Source organism: Paenibacillus rhizoryzae (assembly GCF_059686995.1).
This window is the reverse complement of record NZ_JCAALT010000004.1, coordinates 55,774-76,251: the sequence shown is the minus strand read 5'-3', so window position 1 is coordinate 76,251 and position 20,478 is coordinate 55,774. Positions and strand designations below refer to the sequence as shown.

14 protein-coding genes are annotated in these 20,478 nt (G+C 50.4%); all 14 read left to right on the top strand.

Translation table 11 applies throughout. The features are described 5' to 3' along the window. Positions 1-64: 64 nt before the first annotated feature. The 14 genes from AC6ESO_RS12960 (at position 65) to AC6ESO_RS12895 (ending at position 20,427) form a co-directional block, all read left to right on the top strand. Positions 65-3,187 carry an extracellular solute-binding protein gene (locus AC6ESO_RS12960; RefSeq protein WP_497091694.1) on the top strand — a complete coding sequence of 1,041 codons (3,123 nt, stop codon included), beginning with the start codon at positions 65-67 and terminating at the stop codon, positions 3,185-3,187. Further along, positions 3,184-4,089: an ABC transporter permease subunit gene (locus AC6ESO_RS12955; protein ID WP_494820452.1), complete on the top strand. Its 906-nt coding sequence runs from the start codon at positions 3,184-3,186 to the stop codon at positions 4,087-4,089. The genes AC6ESO_RS12960 and AC6ESO_RS12955 overlap by 4 nt, the downstream gene beginning before the upstream one ends. A 40-nt stretch (positions 4,090-4,129) precedes the next feature. Next, positions 4,130-5,011: an ABC transporter permease subunit gene (locus AC6ESO_RS12950; RefSeq protein ID WP_494820451.1), complete on the top strand. Its 882-nt coding sequence runs from the start codon at positions 4,130-4,132 to the stop codon at positions 5,009-5,011. An 11-nt stretch (positions 5,012-5,022) separates the two neighbouring features. Then, the gene (locus AC6ESO_RS12945) at positions 5,023-7,083 is read left to right on the top strand and encodes a YIP1 family protein (RefSeq protein WP_497091693.1); all 2,061 of its coding nucleotides are present in this window, start codon (positions 5,023-5,025) and stop codon (positions 7,081-7,083) included. Then, positions 7,073-9,379, top strand: a complete 2,307-nt coding sequence (locus tag AC6ESO_RS12940) for a DUF5696 domain-containing protein (RefSeq protein ID WP_497091692.1) — start codon at positions 7,073-7,075, stop codon at positions 9,377-9,379. Before AC6ESO_RS12945 ends, AC6ESO_RS12940 begins: the two co-directional genes overlap by 11 nt. Before the next feature lie 7 nt (positions 9,380-9,386). After that, positions 9,387-10,262: a carbohydrate ABC transporter permease gene (locus AC6ESO_RS12935; RefSeq protein WP_497092136.1), complete on the top strand. Its 876-nt coding sequence runs from the start codon at positions 9,387-9,389 to the stop codon at positions 10,260-10,262. Further along, positions 10,262-11,230, top strand: a complete 969-nt coding sequence (locus AC6ESO_RS12930; protein WP_497091691.1) for a carbohydrate ABC transporter permease — start codon at positions 10,262-10,264, stop codon at positions 11,228-11,230. The genes AC6ESO_RS12935 and AC6ESO_RS12930 overlap by 1 nt, the downstream gene beginning before the upstream one ends. Before the next feature lie 38 nt (positions 11,231-11,268). Next, the gene (locus AC6ESO_RS12925) at positions 11,269-12,336 is read left to right on the top strand and encodes a Gfo/Idh/MocA family protein (RefSeq protein ID WP_497091690.1); all 1,068 of its coding nucleotides are present in this window, start codon (positions 11,269-11,271) and stop codon (positions 12,334-12,336) included. 102 nt (positions 12,337-12,438) lie between these two features. Then, positions 12,439-13,668 carry a glucoamylase family protein gene (locus AC6ESO_RS12920; RefSeq protein WP_497091689.1) on the top strand — a complete coding sequence of 410 codons (1,230 nt, stop codon included), beginning with the start codon at positions 12,439-12,441 and terminating at the stop codon, positions 13,666-13,668. 26 nt (positions 13,669-13,694) lie between these two features. Then, the gene (locus tag AC6ESO_RS12915) at positions 13,695-14,480 is read left to right on the top strand and encodes a sugar phosphate isomerase/epimerase family protein (RefSeq protein ID WP_497091688.1); all 786 of its coding nucleotides are present in this window, start codon (positions 13,695-13,697) and stop codon (positions 14,478-14,480) included. Then, on the top strand, positions 14,477-15,607 hold the full coding sequence (locus tag AC6ESO_RS12910) for a Gfo/Idh/MocA family protein (RefSeq protein ID WP_497091687.1): 1,131 nt from the start codon (positions 14,477-14,479) through the stop codon (positions 15,605-15,607). The genes AC6ESO_RS12915 and AC6ESO_RS12910 overlap by 4 nt, the downstream gene beginning before the upstream one ends. Positions 15,608-15,668: 61 nt before the next feature. Then, entirely contained in the window at positions 15,669-18,086 is a 2,418-nt protein-coding gene (locus tag AC6ESO_RS12905; RefSeq protein WP_497091686.1) for a beta-galactosidase, read from the top strand. 439 nt (positions 18,087-18,525) lie between these two features. Further along, on the top strand, positions 18,526-19,482 hold the full coding sequence (locus AC6ESO_RS12900) for an ABC transporter permease subunit (protein ID WP_494820442.1): 957 nt from the start codon (positions 18,526-18,528) through the stop codon (positions 19,480-19,482). 21 nt (positions 19,483-19,503) lie between these two features. Next, positions 19,504-20,427, top strand: coding sequence for a carbohydrate ABC transporter permease (locus tag AC6ESO_RS12895; protein ID WP_497091685.1), 924 nt, complete (start codon positions 19,504-19,506; stop codon positions 20,425-20,427). Positions 20,428-20,478 lie beyond the last annotated feature (51 nt).

Here is a 20,478-nt window from a genome sequence, read left to right as displayed (position 1 = left end):
GCAAGTAATCACAATTTTTCCTCCCCTCTTAGGGGAGGAAAAATTGTTCTACTGGGGTGAAAGCATGAAGTTCAAACCTTTATTAGCTGCCATTATATTTGTATCGCTTCTGGCGACAACAGTACCTGTATCGTACGATGGCCGTTCCATCGCGCAGGCTGCTGAGGCGACTACGCCTGACAAAGATAAACAAGAGAATGACGATATTTTGAGTGGTTTATTTGGCGGTGGCAGCGAAATCTCTTCCGGCGCCGGCAAGCAAGACGATGTAAAGGATACGGCAGAGGACGAAGAAGAAGACTCCCCTGTTAAGAAGGTCGTAGAGGATGCCTATAGCGACGTGCTTAAAGCATGGCAGGACAAAGGGATCAAAGACGCGGCAAATGATATCATTATTCATCCTAATCAGTTTATTACGCCTAACGGCAAAGCTTCACTGACTTCGGATTCGAACGGCTATGACGAGCCGGTGTTTTCTTGGACGGACGACTTGAATGCGATCGATTTGAATGTAACTGCGCCTCAAGATGGGCTCTACCAAATTAAAATCGACTATTACTCGACATCGGATAAAATTATTCCGATTGAGCGGGCTATTGAAGTAAACGGAAAATATCCGTTTTTTGAATCCAGAAGAGTTGTGCTTCCGAAGCTGTGGGCAGATGAGAACGCGACATTCGACCGCGATGCACTCGGGAATGAGACGCCGGCCAGCCAGAAGCAAATCAAGCAATGGCAAACGGCTCCCTTAATGGATGCCAGTTTTTTCACAGCGGAACCGCTGCGGTTCTATCTGAAACAAGGTTCCAACAGCATTAAACTCATGAACTTGCGCGAAGCGGCTCTAATTGGCCGAATCGTCATTTCCTCTCCGGAGGTACTGCCGAAGTACGAGCAATACGCGAAAGCGAATAGCTTGTCTAAAGCAGACTCATCCATTCTAGTCGTGGAAGCCGAGCATCCGATTTCGAAATCGGAGCCGTCGATTCGCGCGATTGCAAGCGGAGATGCAACTGTTGTTCCCCATAGAGACGGCAAAGTCACGTTGAACACGCTCGGCGGAGAAACAATTGCAACCAGTGGCAACGCCGAAGAGAACGAGCAGGCGTGGCAAGTGGGCGGACAGCAAGCTACTTGGAAAGTGAAAGTGGATAAGGCGGGCTCTTACCAACTGGCATTCAAGTATTTGCAGACTGGAAAAACGAGCATGCCTGTATATCGCACGTTGATGATAGATGGTAAAGTGCCGTTCAAAGAAGTGAATGAGTACGCCTTCCCGTACACGGATGAATGGCGTAATGAAATCATGTCAGGCAAAGACGGTAAAGCGTATTTATTCGCGCTTACAGCAGGCGAACATGAAATATCGCTTAGAGCTGACGCTGCGCCATATGGACAAGTCATCCAAACGATTAAGAATGTCATGTGGGACATTAACACATTGGCTCTGGAGATTAAGATGGCGACAGGCAATACGATGGACGTGAATCGGGACTGGGACATTACGAAACAGATGCCTGATTTGCCGAAGAAGCTGGAAGGATTCGCTTCTACATTGCGCAAGCAATACGACGCGCTTAAGAAGCTTGCGGGCGCCAATCCGGACCAAGCGAGTAATTTGCTCGTTGCGGCGGAAACGCTTGAACGGATGTCGAAGGAACCGGAGAAAATTCCGTATCAATTTAACCGATTGTCCGAAGGCTCGGGTTCTGTGCTGCAGACGCTTGGCGTGATTAACACGAAGCTGCCGAGACAGCCGCTTCAATTGGATCGGTTCTATATTTATTCGGACAGCAAGCTGCCAAGCGAGAAAGCAAGCTTCTTTAAATCGCTATGGAACAGCATCGCCGCATTCTTCAAATCGTTTACACGGGATTACTCCAAAGTAAACGCTGACGATAAGGATGCCGTGCAGGTATGGGTAAACCGTTCGCGTCAGAACGTGACCCAGATGCAGCAGCTGATCAACCAAGAATTCACGAAGAAAACCGGCATTAAAGTGACGCTTTCGATTATGCCGGACGAAGGTAAGCTGGTGCTTGCCAGCGCTGCGGGAAATGCGCCTGATGCTGCACTCGGCGTCAGCAACTATATTCCTTTCCGTCTTGCCGCGCGCGGAGCGTTAGCGGACATGAATCAATTCGAAGGCTTTGACGACGTACAGAAGCGGTTCTCGCCGGGTGCACTGGTTCCGGTCACTTTCGATCAGAAGCTGTACGCATTGCCGGAAACGCAAAGCTTCTGGGTCTTGTTCTACCGGAAGGATATTCTCGATGCGCTTAATATCCCTGTTCCCGATACGATGGAAGAGGTAAAGCAAATCTTGCCGGAGCTGCAGCGTTTCGGGATGAACTTCTATCTGCCGCTGTCGCAAACAGGCGGATTTAAGCCGTACAACAACACCGTTCCGTTCATCTATCAAACGGGCGGTAAGCTGTACACCGATGACGGCCTCCACACCGCGATCGATCAGGATGCGGCATTGGCGGGATTGAAGCAAATGACAGACATGTTTACGGTATACAGCGTTCCGCTGCAGGTACCAAGCTTCTATAACCAGTTCCGCGATGGCAGCTTGCCTATCGGTATTGCGGATGCATCTACTTATATTCAATTGACGGCCGCAGCTCCTGAGCTCGCCGGTTGGTGGAAGATTGCCCCTTACCCTGGCGTTAAAGGCAAGGACGGCGTCGTAAACCGCACGGCTCCGGGAACAGGCGCAACTGCGATCATGTTCAATAGCAGCAAGAAGAAAGACAACACGTGGGAGTTCCTGAAGTGGTGGACCTCCGAAGAAACTCAAGTTCGCTTCGGTAACAATCTGGAAGCGATCTATGGTCCGACCTACAAATGGAATACGGCCAATGTTGAGGCGTTCAGCCAGCTGTCCTGGCCGAAGGAAGATATTGAAGTTATCCAAGAGCAATGGAAATGGTTATGGGATATTCCGCGCTTCTTCGGCGACTACATGGTCGAGCGGGAAATAAGCGACGCTTGGAACAAAGTCGTCTTCGACGGCTACAACGCGCGAAGGGCGATGGAAGACGCCGTCATTAACGGCAATCGCGAAATTAAGAAGCAGCTTACGGATTTCGGTTATCTCAAGAACGGTAAAGTTGTCAAACCGCTTCATGTGCCGATAATGCCGAATATGTCAGACATGGCCAAACGAGGTGATGAAAAGTGAAGCCTGCGACTGCAAAAGCAATAAAAAACGAATTAAACGCCTTTGTTTTCATAAGTCCGTTTTTTATCATTTTTTCACTGCTTGTCGTAGTTCCGGTCGTTTCTGCCATTTACTTGTCGTTTACCGATTTCAACTCGATTCAAACGCCTAAGTTTATTGGACTGACCAACTATGTAAACCTGATTACGCAAGATAATGCCTTTATGATGTACGTCTTGCCCAACACGCTTAAATTCGCGTTGCTGGTCGGCCCGGGAGGATATTTATTATCCTTCTGGCTCGCTTGGCTGCTGGCGCAAATTCCGAAGAAATCGCGTACGGTAATCGCTTTGGCGATTTACTCGCCGTCTTTGACAGCAGCGGTAGCGATGGCTGTCGTGTGGCTTGTTATTTTCAGCGGTAACGCTTCCGGTTATTTGAATCATTTCTTAATGAGTCTTGCAATTATTAACGAGCCGATTCAGTGGACACAATCGCCGCATTATCTGATGCCGATCATGGTGACCGTATCGCTCTGGAACAGTATGGGCGTTGGCTTCCTTGCGATGCTCGCAGGTATCCTCAACATTAACGGCGAGATGTATGAAGCCGGGTATATCGATGGCATTCGCAACCGACTTCAAGAGGTGTGGTACATTACCATTCCTAGTATGAAGCCGCAAATGCTCTTCGGAGCCGTTATGGCCGTCGTCGGTACATTCCAGGCCGGAGCCATTGGCGTGCAGCTATCCGGCGCCAATCCGACACCGCAAAATGCCGGTCAGCTGATGATCAATCATATCGAGGACTATGGTTTCCTGCGCTATGACATGGGTTATGCGTCTGCGGTTTCCGTCGTCTTGCTCATCATTGTTTACGGATTTTCTAAACTGTGCTGGCGTTTGTTCGGTGACTCCGACTAGTCCGCAGTGTATCACGAATTGGGAGAAGGTGATTGCGTAAATGGCTTCTTTTCATAGTAATAAAATCAATCCGGATCGGTTCAGCTTCGGTCAATGGAAGTTCTTTCTCTTCCTCATTTCTCTGTCCGTGTTTATGATCTTGCCGATTATCTTTATTTTCTCTCAGGCGCTCAAGCCTGTAGACGAGCTGTTTCTCTATCCGCCGAAGCTGTTTGTTCAGCATCCGACGTGGAGTAACTTCGCAACGCTGTTCAGCGTCGGCGACGTGGCAGCTGTTCCAAAAACGAAATATTTGTTCAACAGCATCTTGGTAACAGGCTCGGTCGTGTTCCTGTCTATCGTGATCTGTTCCATGACGGGGTTCGCTTTGTCCAAAAAAGAATTCAAAATGAAAAAAGTAGTGTTCGAAGTCAATATTATCGCGCTCATGTTCGTACCGGCAGCGGTAACGATTCCGCGTTATTTGGTCATTGAGAAGCTGGGGCTGACGGATAACTTCCTCGGACATATCTTGCCGATGCTTTCCTTGCCGGTAGGCGTGTTCCTGGTTAAGCAATTCGTCGATCAAATCCCGAATGCGCTTATCGAGGCAGCGCAGCTTGACGGAGCGAACGATTATTACGTATTCCGTAAGCTCGTTATTCCGATGATTATGCCGGCGCTTGCGACCGTAGCGATTCTATCGTTCCAATTGGCTTGGAACAACGCGGAAACCTCCTCGCTATTCATGAGCAAGGAAACGCTGAAGACGTTTGCTTTCTACATGAGTACGCTGACGACGACTACCGCGATGGAAAATAATATTGCCGGTCAGGGGATGGCAGCGGCGGCAGCGCTTCTGATGTTTATTCCGAACTTGGCCATCTTCATATTCATGCAAAGTAAAGTAATGGATACGATGGCGCATTCCGGTTTGAAGTGAGGAGGAGAACAATGTTCAGATTCAGATGGCTCACACTTCTCGTTGCGGCTGCGCTATTGGTTGGTTCGACTACTGCTTATGCGGACGTGCCTTATCCTACCTTCACGATCGATGAAAAAGGTCATGGCATTATGATGCAGAACGCCTACATGCCAGTAGGCGCAATCGACGGGTACAGCATCTTTGGCGAAAATGAAGCGCTAAGCAACGGAAAAGTGGAGCTGAATAGCCCGCAGGATATTTTTGTAGATAACGAAGACCATGTGTACGTTGCCGATACCGGCAACGCTCGAATTGTAGAGTTGGACTCATGGGGGAACTTCATCCGCATTATCGGCGAAGGGAATTTGAAGCAGCCGAAGGGCGTGTTCGTAACGGAACAGAAAGATATCTACGTTGCGGATTATGCCAAGCAAAGCGTAGTTGTATTTGGTCCAGACGGTAAGTTGAAGCAGACCATCGGCAAGCCGAAGTCCAAGCTGTACGGCAAAGATACGCCGTTCAAGCCGCAGAAGGTCATTGTCGATAAACGCGGGAGCATCTACATTATCGGTGAGGGTCTGATTCAAGGTCTTGTCCGACTGGACAAGGAAGGCAAATTCCTTGGCTACTTCGGCGGCAACCGGGCGGGCTTTAGCCTGCTGAAGACGCTGCAGCGTATGTTCTATACCAAAAGTCAGCTAAGCAAAATGACGCGCGAAATGCCGATTTCGCCGACGAATATCTCGGTTGACTCCGAAGGCCTTATCTATACGAGTACGACAGGCATTAACGGCGGCGCCATTAAGAAGCTGAACGTAGCGGGCAAGGATTTGCTCGGCGGCACGTGGTCGCTTAATCAGGTTGCCGATATTACGACCGACGTGATGGGCAATATTTATGCGGTTGATGCCGGCGAAGGCATGATCCTGGAATATAACCGCGACGGTAACTTGATGTTCCTCTTCAGTTACAACGACACGGGCGAACAACGACTTGGCTTGCTGCGTGCTCCGACAGGGATTGCTGTTACGTCGGATGGCAGATTGCTCGTGCTTAGCGGCGAGCGGGCCAACATCCAAGTGTTCCAGCCTACGGCGTTCACGAAGCTGGTGCACGAAGCGCTGGGCCTTTATTTGGACGGCAAATACGTCCAGAGCCGTGAACCGTGGAATGAAGTACTGCGTCAGAACAGCTTGTTCTCGCTAGCGCACACCGGTATCGGTCTTGCCTACTTTAAAGAAGGCAAATATCAGGAAGCGTTCGAGAAATTCAAGTTTTCCAAAAACAAGAAAGAATATTCCAATGCGTACTGGGAACTGCGGCGCGAATGGATTATGAACCATGCGGTTGACGTAGCATTCTCCGTCATTGGCGCCATTATCGCCTTGATGGCCGTTCGTTTCGCATACCGGAAGTACCAATTCGGCAAGCCGGTTGTTGTTGCTTGGCTAAAGGTGGCAAGACAATGGTTCATTGCGCAGCTGCTGCATATTTTCCGTATGCTGCGGCATCCGATCGAAGGGTATTACGAGCTGGAGCATAACAACAAAGCTTCCGTGGGATCGGCTACTGTCCTGCTGGTCGTGCTGTTCGGCGTTCGGTTGTTCAGTCTATACACGACCAACTTCCTGTTCGCAACGATAGAGCCGCTGCAGATCAACATCTTGAGCGAGCTTCTCAAGCTGCTTATCCCTCTGTTCGCATGGGTGATTTCCAACTACCTCGTCAGCGTTATCAACGATGGGGAAGGCAGCTTCAAGAACATCTATAAAGGGACGATTTACGCGCTGTCCCCTTACATTATCTTTGCAATTCCGCTGGCAATTCTGTCACGTGGCCTTACCCTGATGGAGGGTGTCATTTATAACTACTCCTACAATGTCGTCATTCTGTGGTGTGCTATTCTCATCTTCATCATGGTGAAAGAGATCCACGGCTACGAAATTAAGGAGACTGTTAGAAACATCGTTCTCACGATCATCGGCATGCTCATTATGGCCTTTGTAGCGTTTATCCTGTTCGGCTTGTCGAACCAGGTGTGGGAATTTGTTTACTCGTTATTCCAAGAGGTGAATCTGCGTGTCCATTAAGAAGAAACCGATTGTCCTGGTCGCATCTGCTGCGCTTGCAGCGGTTGGGTTGTATCAGTTCGCATATGGGGCTACAGTTGAGCAGCAATCCACAGAGGGTCAGAGCAAGATCGTTCTTAATAAGCAGGAAGGCTCATTCCCTTATCGTTCAAACAATTACACCATGCCGGAGAAAACGGCAAGCGCCATTGCGAATCGCACGATTCCGTCCGACTATAAGAAGATCGGCGAGTCCGGCTCGCTGGAGCTGTATATGTCAAACGCTTCGCTTGCCATTATGGTAAAGAACAAGGAGAACGGCTATGTGTGGGCTTCCACGCCAAGCGACGCCGATCTGCAAAATGCCGAGTTAAACGATGAGTGGCAGACAGCCGTCAAGTCGCCGGTCCTACTCGAATACTACAACGAAGAAGAGATGCTGAGCACGGGGAATTTCTTGTCGCTCGGCGGCAAAGTCGACGGCATCGAGCCGATCGAGCAAGGGGTGCGCGTGAAGCTTACGTTCGGTACGTTGAACGCAGGCATCGCACTTGAAGTCAAGATCGAGAACGATTCGCTCGTTGTCTCCATTCCGTCGGATTCGATGTGGGAGAAAGGCAACAGCAAGCTGGCTTCGATCCAGGCCTACCCGTTCCTCGGCGCGGTGCACAAGGCGGATATCCCGGGTTATCTGTTTATTCCGGACCGTTCAGGCGCACTCATTCGCTTCAACAAAGCGCATTCCCGTTTTGACGAGCCGTATGTCGGCAAAATTTACGGCACGGACTACACCTCCGATGGCAACATGAATACCGGCCGTACATCGGTTCCGGTGTTCGGGATCGTGCACGGCGCGGGGCAGAACGGCGTACTCGGCATCGTCGAGGATGGCCGATTCAATGCCAAGATTGTCGCTTATCCAAGCGGACTAAGCACGGATTTCTATTGGGTTGCCCCGAAATTCGAAATTCGTTACGGCTACTTCCAGCCGACGAGTAAATCGATGGGCGGCTACAACACATTCCAGAAAGACGCGCTGAAGACAGACCGTCAGGTCCGCTACAATTTCCTCAGCGGCAAGGAAGCGGATTATGTAGGGATGGCGAAGTCGTACAGAACCTACTTGCAGGATAATGGCGAGCTGGTTAAAGAGAAATCGACGAAGAGCAAAGCAGACGTTCCGATGCAGCTTCGCCTGCTGGGCGGCGAAACGGAAGCCAGCGCATTCGGTGCCAAAGTCGTGCCAATGACGACGTTTAGCCAAGCGAAGTCGGTTGTCGACAGCCTGGAGAAGAACGGCATTACGAACTTGAAGACGGTGCTGGAGGGCTGGAATGACGGCGGCTTGAACGGTGCACGCCCTGCGGAGTTCCCGGTTGAGTCCAAGCTTGGCGGCGCTTCGGGTCTGAAGGATCTGAAGAAGTATTTGGCAAGCAAGGACATTCCGCTCTATCTATACAACAACTATACGATTGCTTTCGGAAATTCCGATTTGGTTAATTTCAGGTCCGACGCCGTTCGGGCGATCAACAACGAAATTAACGAGTTTCCGTTCTTCGGCTGGGGCGACAGCGATTTCTTCTCCGATATTATGGCGCGCGACATTAGCCCGGTGAAATCGGTTGAAATTGCGAAGGACGATACCGAGGATATGAAGGATCTTGGCGTAGACGGGCTCGCGCTCGACATTACGGGCAGCACACTCGTTTCCGACTATAACAAGAAGCATCCCTATACGCGTGAGCAGACCGCGGAGGCTTACCGCGAGCTTGCCGCTAACGTTAAGAAAAACTTGAACGAGCTGGCGATTTATCAGGCCAACGACTATCTGTGGAAATACACGGATACGATGTTCGGCATGGGCTCCGGTGCTTCGCAGTACATGTACGAAACGGATACGATCCCGTTCTTGCAAATCGTCCTGCACGGCTACATCGACTATTTCGGCTATCCGTCGAATTCGGCTTCCAGTCCTCGCGAGGATACGCTGCGCATGATCGATTACGGTCAATATCCGTCGTTCTTGCTTACGCATGAGCCGTATTGGAAGCTGAGAGACACGCCTTCGGTAGATTTGCTGACAACGCAGTATTCCGATTTGGAGCAGCCGATTAAAGAAACATACAAAGCTGTGAACCAAGCGCTAAGCAAGGTTCAGAATGCAACGATCGAAGCGCGCCTTGTGCCGGACTACGGCATATCGGCAGTCAAATATTCCAATGGCGTGGAAATTGTAGTGAATTATACATCAAGCGACTACACATACAACGAAGTCAGCGTCAAGGCGAAGAGCTTCGCTGTCATCGGGGGTGAGTAAGTTGAAAGTGACCAAAAAAATGAGAGAGGCGCTCACCGGTTATGCACTGGTGTCGCCTTGGATAATCGGCTTCATCCTGTTTATGGCCTATCCGATTTATTACTCGGTATATTTGAGCTTACACAAGGTCACCATCAGTGCGGATGGCATCGTGACTGAATATACCAAAGGGGAAAACTACAAATATGCGTTCTTGTCCGATCCGGAATTTGTAGAGAAGCTGCTGCTGTTTGTTAAATCAGCCGTAGGTATGATCCCGATTATTATCGTGTTCTCGATGCTCGTAGCCTTGCTTATTAACCAGCCGATTCGAATGAAGGGGCTGTTCAGAGCGATTTTCTTCTTACCGGTCGTTATTACGAGCGGCGAGGTTGTCAATGAGCTGTTCAGCCAAGGGGCAACGGCGATTCCGCTCGTTGAGAAGTACGGCATCATCGAGATTATTAAAGACAATTTGAGCCCGGCATGGTCGTCGCCGATCATCAGCCTGATTCAACAGCTCATCTTGATTCTGTGGTTCTCCGGCGTACAAATTTTGATCTTCCTTGCAGGCTTGCAGAAGGTCAATAAGCAAGTATATGAAGCGGCTGCAATCGATGGCGCATCGCCATGGGTAAGTTTCTGGAAAGTAACGCTGCCTGCCATTAAGCCGTTTATCGCCGTTAATTTGATTTACACGACGGTTGATTTGTTCACGAACTCGTTCAGCGATGTCATCGAGTTAATCAAAGAGAATATGTTCAACCTGACCACAGGCTTCGGTTACGCGACCGCAATCGCCTGGATTTACTTCGGTGTCATATTTGTCTTCTTGCTGTTAATTCTGCTGATGTTCCGAAATAACGATGACGTGAATGTGAGACCGAAGAGGAGGAGAGCTTAATGGAACGAAGAATGAAGTTGCAGAAAGCTTTTCTGCTTGGTGCTTACAATCGCGGCAAACGTATTCTGATGGGGAGACAGGGCAACGACGGAATTGTATTCAAATTGCTGGTCTATGCGCTGCTCATTAGTATCGGATTCGTTTATTTGTATCCGATTCTCTATCTTGTCTCGCAAAGCTTTAAGAGTTTATCGGACTTGCTGGACCCGACGGTGTTATGGCTTCCACAGAAGCTGTACCTAGAGAACTTCTCGCAGGCTTGGCATGTACTCGATTATATGGATACGTTCTGGAATTCGGTCTTGAACTCCGTGCTTCCGGCGATCGGACAAACCGTTTCCTGCGCAGTTGTTGGATACGGCATTGCGAAATTCCGTTTCCCGGGCAAATCGATCGTGCTTGGCCTGATGATGATTACGTTCATCGTTCCGTCCCAGGTCGTTATGATTCCGCTCTACCTGATGTTCAATGAGTATCACATGCTCGGCTCATCGCTGCCGTTCATCGTTCCGACGATCTTCGCGCAAGGGATTAAGGGCGTCCTCTTCATCTTGATTTATACGCAGTTTTTCCGGACGATCCCCGCATCGCTCGAAGAAGCGGCGCAGATGGATGGAGCGGGCTTTATCCGAACCTTCTTCACGGTGATCCTGCCAATCTCGACACCGGCTATCGTCGTAGTATTGCTCTTCTCGACGGTATGGCATTGGAATGAAACGTATTTGACCTCCCTTTATTTGGGTGACAGCATGACGACGCTTCCGCTGCAATTGAAGACCTTCAACGACTCGTTTACGAAGCTATACGGAGGCGGAGCGGCAGTGGGCGGCGGTCAGACGAAAAATATCAATGAGTCGATCCGGATGGCAGGCACGCTGCTAATCGTACTGCCGCTGCTAATCCTTTATATGTTCGCTCAGAGACGATTCGTAGAAGTAGTAGATAAAACAGGGATTACCGGCGAGTAATGCAATAGGATCACAGACGGTTAGAGAGGGTGTTTACGATGACGAAGAAGTTAAAGGTTGCTGTAATTGGCGCAGGTGGGATATTCCAATGGGCGCACTCCGCTCCGCTGAAGAAACATGAAGAGCTTGAAATCGTCGCCATCGTGGATATCGACCTGGCTAAAGCACAAGCTGCAGCCGAGCAGCATGGCATTCCGCAAGCGTTCAGCGATTATCGCGATGTGCTCAAGATGGACGAAGTCGATATTATCGATATTTGCACGCCTAACCTGTTCCACTCCGAAATCGCCGTTGCAGCGCTTGAAGCGGGCAAACATGTCTTCTGCGAGAAGCCGGATGCCGTTAATCCGGCAGAAGCCATCAAGATGCAGCAAGCGGCGGAGAAAAGCGGCAAAGTGCTCATGGTTATGCGCAACAATCGCTTCCGTCCGGCGTCGAAGTTCATCAAGCAGTGGATTGAACAAGGCAACCTCGGCGAAGCTTATGCAGGCCGCTGCGGTTGGACTCGCCGCCGCGGTATTCCCGGCAAGGGCGGCTGGTTTACGACGAAGGAGCTGTCAGGCGGCGGCCCGTTGATCGACCTTGGCGTTCACTTCATCGACTTGTCGATCTGGTTCATGGGCAATCCGAAGCCGGTATCGGTAACAGGCGCAACCTACACGAAGTTCGCGGACGCGGACGATATTGCAGGCTCCGAGCACAGCAAGTTCGGTGAGAAATCGGAAGGTCAAGGGATCTTCGATGTGGAGGACCTTGCGATCGGATTTATCCGCTTCGACAACGGCGCATCGCTCCAAATCGAGTTCAGCTGGGCTTCCAACATCGAACAAGAAGAGAATTTCGTAGAGCTTCGCGGTACGAAAGCCGGATTCCGATTCAGTAACGGCAAGCTTGGTCTCTTCGGCGAATCCAATGGCACTGTAACTGACACTGTTCCACACCTAGGCGAAGACACAGGCGGACATGGCGAGAACCTGTACCATTTTGTGGATGTTGTGCAAGGACGGGAGAACCCGATCTTTACCATCGACCAAGGCGTGGATATGATCAAAATTTTATCTGCTATCTATGAATCCGCCCGTACAGGATCAGAAGTTAAACTGTAAGGGAATGCGTGATTGATGTTCAGGGATTGCTCTCGATCGAATGAGGGCGGTCCCGTACATCTGCCGCATCAAGGATTCTTTTTTTATTAGGAGGCTAACAAAGTGAAATTAACGGATGAACAATTGTTGGAGCTGGAAAGCAAACGCAGCTTCTACTTCTTCTGGGAAGAAGCGAACAGCGATAAAGAGAGCCCGGGATACGGCCTAATCGTCGACCGTGCGCCGGGTGATGCCTCGATGTGCAGCGTTGCTTCTGTCGGATTTGGATTAACCGCACTCCTGATTGGCGTGGAGCGCGAGTGGATTTCCCGCAGCCAAGGCTATGAACGGGCAGTGGGAACGCTGAACACCTTGCTGGAGAATGCGGAGCAGGTGAATGGGTTCTTCTATCATTTCCTTGATATGACAACCGGCAAGCGCTATCGCGACTGCGAGGTTTCCGTCATCGATACGGCTATCGCCCTTTGCGGTGCTATTGCTGCCGGCGAATATTTTGGCTGCGATGTGCGGGAGAAAGCGCAGAAGCTCTATGAGCGCATTGATTGGAACTGGTATCGGGACCCTGAAACGAACCAGTTCTATATGGGGTATGCCCCGGAACGCGGATTCTTCGGCAGATGGGATCTGTATGCCGAACAGTTCATGATGTACTTCCTTGCTGCCGCCTCACCTACGCATCCGGTCGATCCTAGCATGTTCTATGATTTTGGCCGCCAATACGGGACGTATGGCAGTAATCCGCCTTTTATTTACACATGGCTGGGTTCGCTGTTTGCCTTCCAATTCTCTCATGCCTGGTTTGATCTTCGGAATAAGGTAGACCGCGATCAAGTCGATTGGTGGGAGAACTCCGTTGTAGCTACTAGAGTCAACCGGGATTATTGCATCGCGAACGAAGCGACATTCAGCACTTTCGGCCCTGATGCTTGGGGGCTTACGGCATGTGACGGACCAAACGGCTACAGCGGTCGATACGGTGTGGCGCCTTCCGGCCGTGACAGTGCGAACGATCAGCATGTGCCGGATGGCACGGTACCGCCTGCGGGGGCAGCAGGATCTCTTCCGTTTATGCCGCAGGAAGTGATCAGCGCCATGCGGAATTATTATGAGAACTACCCGCAGCTATGGGGCCAATATGGCTTCAAGGACAGCTACAACTTAGATGTGACGCCGGCGTGGTTCGCGGACGATGTCATCGGCATCGATAAGGGAATTACGCTGCTCATGATTGAGAATTACAGAAGCGGGCTGGTTTGGCACTATTTTATGAAAAACCGCTTTGTCCAAGAAGGCTTGATGAAATGTGAAATTCGTGAGAAGCAGCACTCATAGAACGCGATTTGGAGGCTGGCAGGCATATGAAATATTCCATTCCGTCTTATTCGTTTCACGGTTTACACAGCGAAGGCAAGATCGACCTCTTTGGCTATTTCGAAACGGTAAAATACCGGTTTCACCTGAATTGCGCTGATATTTGGAACATGATGTTTGAGAGCTACGACGAGGATTATTTGCGGAAACTGAGAGAAGCGCTGGATGAGAAGGAAATGTATGTAGCCAACCTTTGCGTGGATGCGGCTGAGGTCTGGGATGCAGACCCGGTTAAGCGCGAACAGTTCTATCAGAACGGACTCAAGAATTTGCGTGCTGCAGTCATTCTCGGCGCTAAGACGGTTCGGATTGATATGGGCGGTCGGGAGCGTGAAATGACGGAGGAGCAGTTTGAATATACCGTCATGCGGTATAAGGAATATGCAGCCTTTGCAGCGGAGCACGGCTTCATGGTTGGACCGGAGAACCATTGGGGTTCATCCAGAGTGCCGGCGAACATTCGCAAAGTGTATGAGGCCGTCGATCATCCGAATTTCGGCATTCTGCTGCACTTTGAGAATTGGGATGTGGACAAGGAGAACGGCGATCGCCTCTGCGCGAAGTATGCCTTCCATACGCATCTGGCGGCATGGGTCATACCGGCTTGTGAAGAGAAGATTACGATTTTGCAGGAGGCTGGCTACCAAGGGCATCTTGGCATCGAGCACCACTCGTCGAAGAATGAATACGCTCAAGTGGCGTGGCAATTCGCGGCAGCGCGCAACACCTGGGCTTTGATGCAAGCCAAACAAACGGAGGTGCTTGAAGCGTGAGCGCGAAGACAATCAGAATCGGTATTATTGGCGCGGGGCTGATCGGCAAGGAACATTTGGAGCGATATGCGAAAATCGAGGGTGCTGAAGTAGTGGCGCTCTGCGACACCAATGAAACGCAGCTGAAGAAGATAGCCGAGCAGTTCGGCGTTCCGAATACCTACACTGATTTCCGAGCGCTGATTGCGCGCGATGATCTGGATGCGGTTGATGTGTGTTTGCACAACAACCTCCATGCACCTATTACAATCGCCGCGCTTGAAGCAGGCAAGCATGTGTATTGCGAGAAGCCGATTGCGGGCTCTTACGCGGACGGCAAACGCATGATCGATGCTGCCAAGCAAGCCGGCCGCATGCTGCATGTGCAGCTAAGCTTTCTCTATCTCATCGAGACGATTGCGGCGAAGATGCTGATTGAGGAGGGGAAGCTGGGCAAGCTCTATCATGCCCGCTCGACCGGCCACCGCAGACGCGGGCGTCCTTTCGTAGACGGGTATGCGACGAAGGAATTTAATCGCAAAGCCACGGCTTCCGGCGGCGCTTTGTTCGATATGGGCGTTTACCGCATCTCGCAGCTGCTCTACTTGATGGATCTGCCGAAGGTGAAGACCATTACCGGCAAGACGTATCAGGAAGTGGCGATGGATGAGACGCGAAGGGCGATAAGCGGCTTCGATGTGGAAGAGCTCGGCGTCGGGTTCGTCCGGTTCGAAGGCGGATTGACGCTGGACATTATCGAAGCATGGGCTATTCATCTGAACGGCTTCGAAGGAAGCAGCATTGTCGGCAATATCGGCGGCGTGCGGCTTCCCGGACATACCAGTCAAGGCAAAACACCATTCAGCTACCATACGCAATTAAGCGATATGGATATGGACGCGACCTTTGATCTTGGTTACGCCAATTACCGCTGGCATCAGCTTCGGGAGAATACAGATGCCTATGATTCGTCGCAGGAGCACTGGATTGCGGCATTGCAAGGCCGAGTAGAGCTGCTGCCAACGGCAGAGATCGCGCTGCAAACCATTCTGGTCAGTGAAGGGATCTACTTATCCGACCAGTTGGAGCGGGAAGTGACAGCCGAGGAAGTTATCGCGGCGTCCCAATCGACCGCACTGAACCTATAAACGAAACCTTAAACTTTACACGTTAACTTTACACAGTCAGAGTCAGGAGAATCGTATCCCCATGATTGAAATTATAAATAAACAAATTGTAATTGATGGAAAACCTGAGCTTATTATGTGCGGAGAGGTTCATTATTATCGCCTTGCTCGCAGTGAATGGCAGGATCGGATTGATAAACTGAAAGCTGCTGGCTGCAACGCAGTTGCCTCTTATGTCCCATGGCTATGTCATGAACCGCTCGAAGGACAATTTGATCTTGATGGGCATACACGCCCAGAGCTCGATCTTGGCGGATTTATTGATCTTTGTGAAGCGAATGGGCTCTATTTCTTCGTTCGTCCGGGTCCGTTCATTATGGCGGAAATGAAAAATGAAGGCATTCCGTTCTGGGTGTATGAGAAGCATCCGGAAGTCATCCCATATGGCTGGGATGGAGCTGCGGCGACGACGCGCACGCTCGACTATCTGGCACCGGGGTTCTTAGCGGCAGCTCGCAGCTGGTACGCGGCCGTTATGGCTGTTGTAGCGCCTCGCCTGCACGGACAAGGCGGGAGCATTATCGGCGTTCAGCTTGATAATGAGATTGGCATGCTGTCGTGGGTAAGCAACTGCCCGGATTTGACGGAGCATGTCGTAGGCGACTTCACGGAATGGCTTAGCCGAACGTATGAAGCGGACAAACTGCAAGAGCGTTATCCGTTCGATCTGCATGAAACGGATATGAATGCTCGCTTGACCGCGATTCGTTCGCCGAAGGAAAGCTATGCTGCTGAGCTTCTGCATGATTTGGGCTACTATATGCGAAACCGTTTTGCTCGTTATATTGCAGTGCTTCGCGAATATGCGGAAGAGTTCGGCGTTCGAGACGTGCCGTTCTTCGTGAATATTCACGGCACCGGCGGCGGCCGCGGGTTCACGTACCCCATCGGAATCAGCCAATTGTATGAGGCGTATACGCAGGCGCCGGGTTATTTGTCCGGCTCCGATATCTATTTCGGCGATCTGACGATGAGTAATTTCCAAGACTTATACTTGATTAACGGTTTCATGGATGCTGTGCATCTGCCGGATCAGCCGCTCACTTCGCTGGAATTTGAATGCGGCGACGGGAACTATGGCAATAATTTCGGCGGTCGCTACGATGTGTCCGCTGCTGACTTCAAGACCCGGATGTGTATTGCCCAAGGAAATCGGATGATCAACTATTATCTGATGACCGGCGGTATCAATTATCGGATGGATGAGAAGCTCGGCGACGGCAATGACCGTGTTGCTTTCACCGGCGAACGCCATGGCTTCGCGGCTCCGGTTAGCCCGGAAGGGGAACTGAACTACACCTATCCGCGGATGCGGCGCGCGATCAAAACGATGATGGCCGTGAAGGATAAGCTGGCTGTGATGAACGAAGAGCACGACGGAGTAGCTTTCGCATTCATTCCCGACTACTACATGACGGAATATCGCTATCCGAAGAGCGAGAAGATGAATGAGATTCTGAAGAACATCGAAGCGAACCGCGCGTACGGCGGTTGGGAAATCATGGCCCGCGGCATGCTGCTGGCAGGCTATCGATTCACTTCCGTTGATATTCAGAATAAACCGCTTGATCCGGCAGTTACGCCGGTCCTTGCATTGCCTTGCGCGCGTTACTTGAGCGCGGATATTCAGCGGAAGATTGCGGACTATCTGAATATCGGCGGCAGGATGCTGCTGTACGGAGAGGTACCGCAGTTTGACATGGAAGGCAAGCCTTGCACGATTCTTAGCGACGCAATGGGCATCCAAGTTGAAGGGTTCATACAGAACGGGCCGCATTCCTGGCCGTCCATCATCGCGGAAGGCTGGGCGGCGGGCCGCCCTGAGGTGCATACGCATTTTGCTCAGCGCCTGTCGCCAGGCCAAAACGAAGTTATCCTGCGGTTGTATGAAAGCGGATTTGTTTGCGGCGTTGAGGCAAAGGCTGGCAGAGGCCGCGCCATTGTTATCGCGACAGCTTACAGCGGCGATGTATCCTTGTTCAAGACAGCGCTTGAACGTTTGGGTGCTGAGGCTGGATTGACGCATGACAATCGCTACCTAGGCGTCTTCACCACGTCGACGATTAACAGCGATGGCGAACGTTTCGTGCATGTACTTAATCTGGATGGCTTCGGTAAGGAGCTTCATCTGACGGGCCGCGGAGAGACGCTGTTTGGCGGCCGCAGCATTCATATTGCCAGCAAAGACGGCTTTATGCTGCCGATTAACATGACCTTTGGCGATGTGCGAATTGCCTATTCCACCGCTGAAATTACAGCGGTGTCGGAGCAAGCGATATCGTTCCGCCTGACACAGGCAGAAGATGTCATTGCAATTGAAACCGCGCGCGAAATCGAACCGAGCGCAGCGTATTCGGTTGAAGAACAGGCAGGCGTGAAGCTGGTTGTCTCGCGCAAGCATGCCAAGGTGGATGACCAACTTACCATTTCTTTCAAGTAGTCTCATTCATTAAGCTCCTGTTAAGGGGGCTAAAGGGAGGAAGTAAGCAAAAACCCCGTGAAAACGGGGTTTTTGCTTATTTATTGTCGAAACGTTTCACCGAAATCAGGATTCAATAGCAACTTCGTGACAATTTTGCATGGAAAAAGTCATAAATTTTATGTTGAAAGCCTTTTCCCATCGAGAACAATGTGCTAATATGGGTTTTGTGAAACGTTTCGACAACGTAACTGCGAAAATTGTCACCTTTTGTAAATCGAAGTTAAATATCGATCAAAATTCCTTTTTATGTTGTGAAAGCGGTTCATTTGGATCGTTTTATCAAATAAATTCATCGAATCGTTTCGATGGAAATTGTCGTTTCGGCAGTCGGTCAGACCTACGGGTTTGGGACATAATAGGTGTGGTTAATACGCAACTGAAATAGGAGGATTTACCGATGGCTATGTCAACAAGCAAACAAAACGTGAGGCCCAAAAAACGCAGTGGGCTGCAAACGCAGAACATAAAGATTCTGTATCTGTTCTTGGTTCCTGCGATGGTATTAACTTTCATTTTCTCGTACTTGCCCATGTTCTCCAACTACATCGCGTTCTTGGATTATGATTTCAACAAAGGCTGGTTCGGCTTCGGCAGCGAATTTGTCGGGTTTGACAACTTCTCCAAGTTCTTGACGGATCATAAATTTTATACGCTGATCGGCCGTACGCTGCTGTACAGCGTGACGATGATGATCGCGACATTCCCGGCTCCGTTAATTTTCGCGCTGCTCCTCAATGAGCTTCGCGGCGAACGTTTCAAACGTATTGTTCAAACCACTTCCTATATTCCGCATTTCGTGTCATGGGTAACGGTTGCCGGTTTGTTCTACATGTTCCTGACTGTCGATGCTACGGGGATTATCAATAACCTGCGCCAACTGATTGATCCGGCTGCTGAGCGTATTTCGTTCATGCAGGATGCGAAGAACTTCCTTCCGGTTCTCGTTATCTCCGAAGTGTGGAAAGAAACAGGCTGGGGCACAATCTTGTATCTTGCCGCGCTAACAAGTATCGATCCGCAGCAATACGAAGCAGCACAAGTGGACGGCGCGAGCCGCTGGCAGCGTTTGATGTACATCACGCTTCCGGGTTTGATTCCGACGATGTGTATCCTTCTGATCTTCTCGCTTAGCGGATTGCTTGCAACAAACTTCGACCAAGTGTTCAACTTGCAAAATAAAATGATTCGTCTGGATACGGACACCATCGGCGTTTATACGTACTATCAAGGTCTTGTAAGCGGACAGTATTCGTACTCTGCCGCGGTTGGGTTATTCCAAGGCGTAATCTCCTTTATTCTGATTATGGCTACAAACTACACGACGAAGCGCCTCAGTAACGTAGGTATCATATAAAGGAAGGGGTTACCGGAAGCTATGAAAGCGAACAGAATTAAACGAACAACAGGTGAACGCACATTCGATTTATTCAACATCCTACTCATGTTGGTCTGGGCGGTAACCGCGATATATCCGTTCTGGTATATCTTGGTGATGTCCTTCAATACAGGAGCTGACGCGGCTGCAGGCCCGATCTGGTTCTTCCCTCGCGTATTTACGCTAGAGAACTATGCCTTTGTGTTTCAGTATGATCGTCTTCACTCTGCGTTTATCGTAACGACGCTGCGCTGTATCATCGGACCTGTTCTGTCGGTAATCGTCACGATGCTGGCTGCCTTCGCGCTTTCGAAGCGGTTCTTGCCGGGTCGTAAGACCATTCTTTTCTTCTTTATGATTCCGATGTTTATCGGCGGCACGATCATTTCCAACTATGTGGTTATTTCGAAGCTGGATCTGGTCAACAATTTCTTGGTTTACGTTCTCCCGGGTGCGTTTGGATTCTTCAGCATGATCATCATGCGTACGCACATTGAAGACCTTCCGGCAGAGCTGCAGGAATCGGCTTTCATCGATGGTGCCGGTTATGTCCGCATCTTCGTGCAAATTATTTTCCCGCTTTGTATGCCGGTCATTGCCGCATTTGCCTTCTTCGCTGTTGTAGGCAACTGGCTGGATTACTACACAAACTTGATTTATGTGACGGACCGCAGCTTGAGTACGCTGCAGTTCGTATTGTATGAAATCATCAACCGCGCTGAGGCCAATACGATGATCGATTTCACGAAGACTTCGGGGGCTGCTGCACGTAGACTCCTGGCTCAGCGCAATAACACGGTTCCAACGCCTGAGGTTATCAAAATGACGGTAATGGTCGTGGTCACATTCCCGCTGCTATTCGTTTACCCGTTCTTCCAGAAGTATTTTGTTAAAGGGATGTTAACTGGAGCAGTTAAGGCTTAATTAGGCCGCTGCTTTTCCATAGTTAATCAAACAACATCAAAGGGAGGCTTT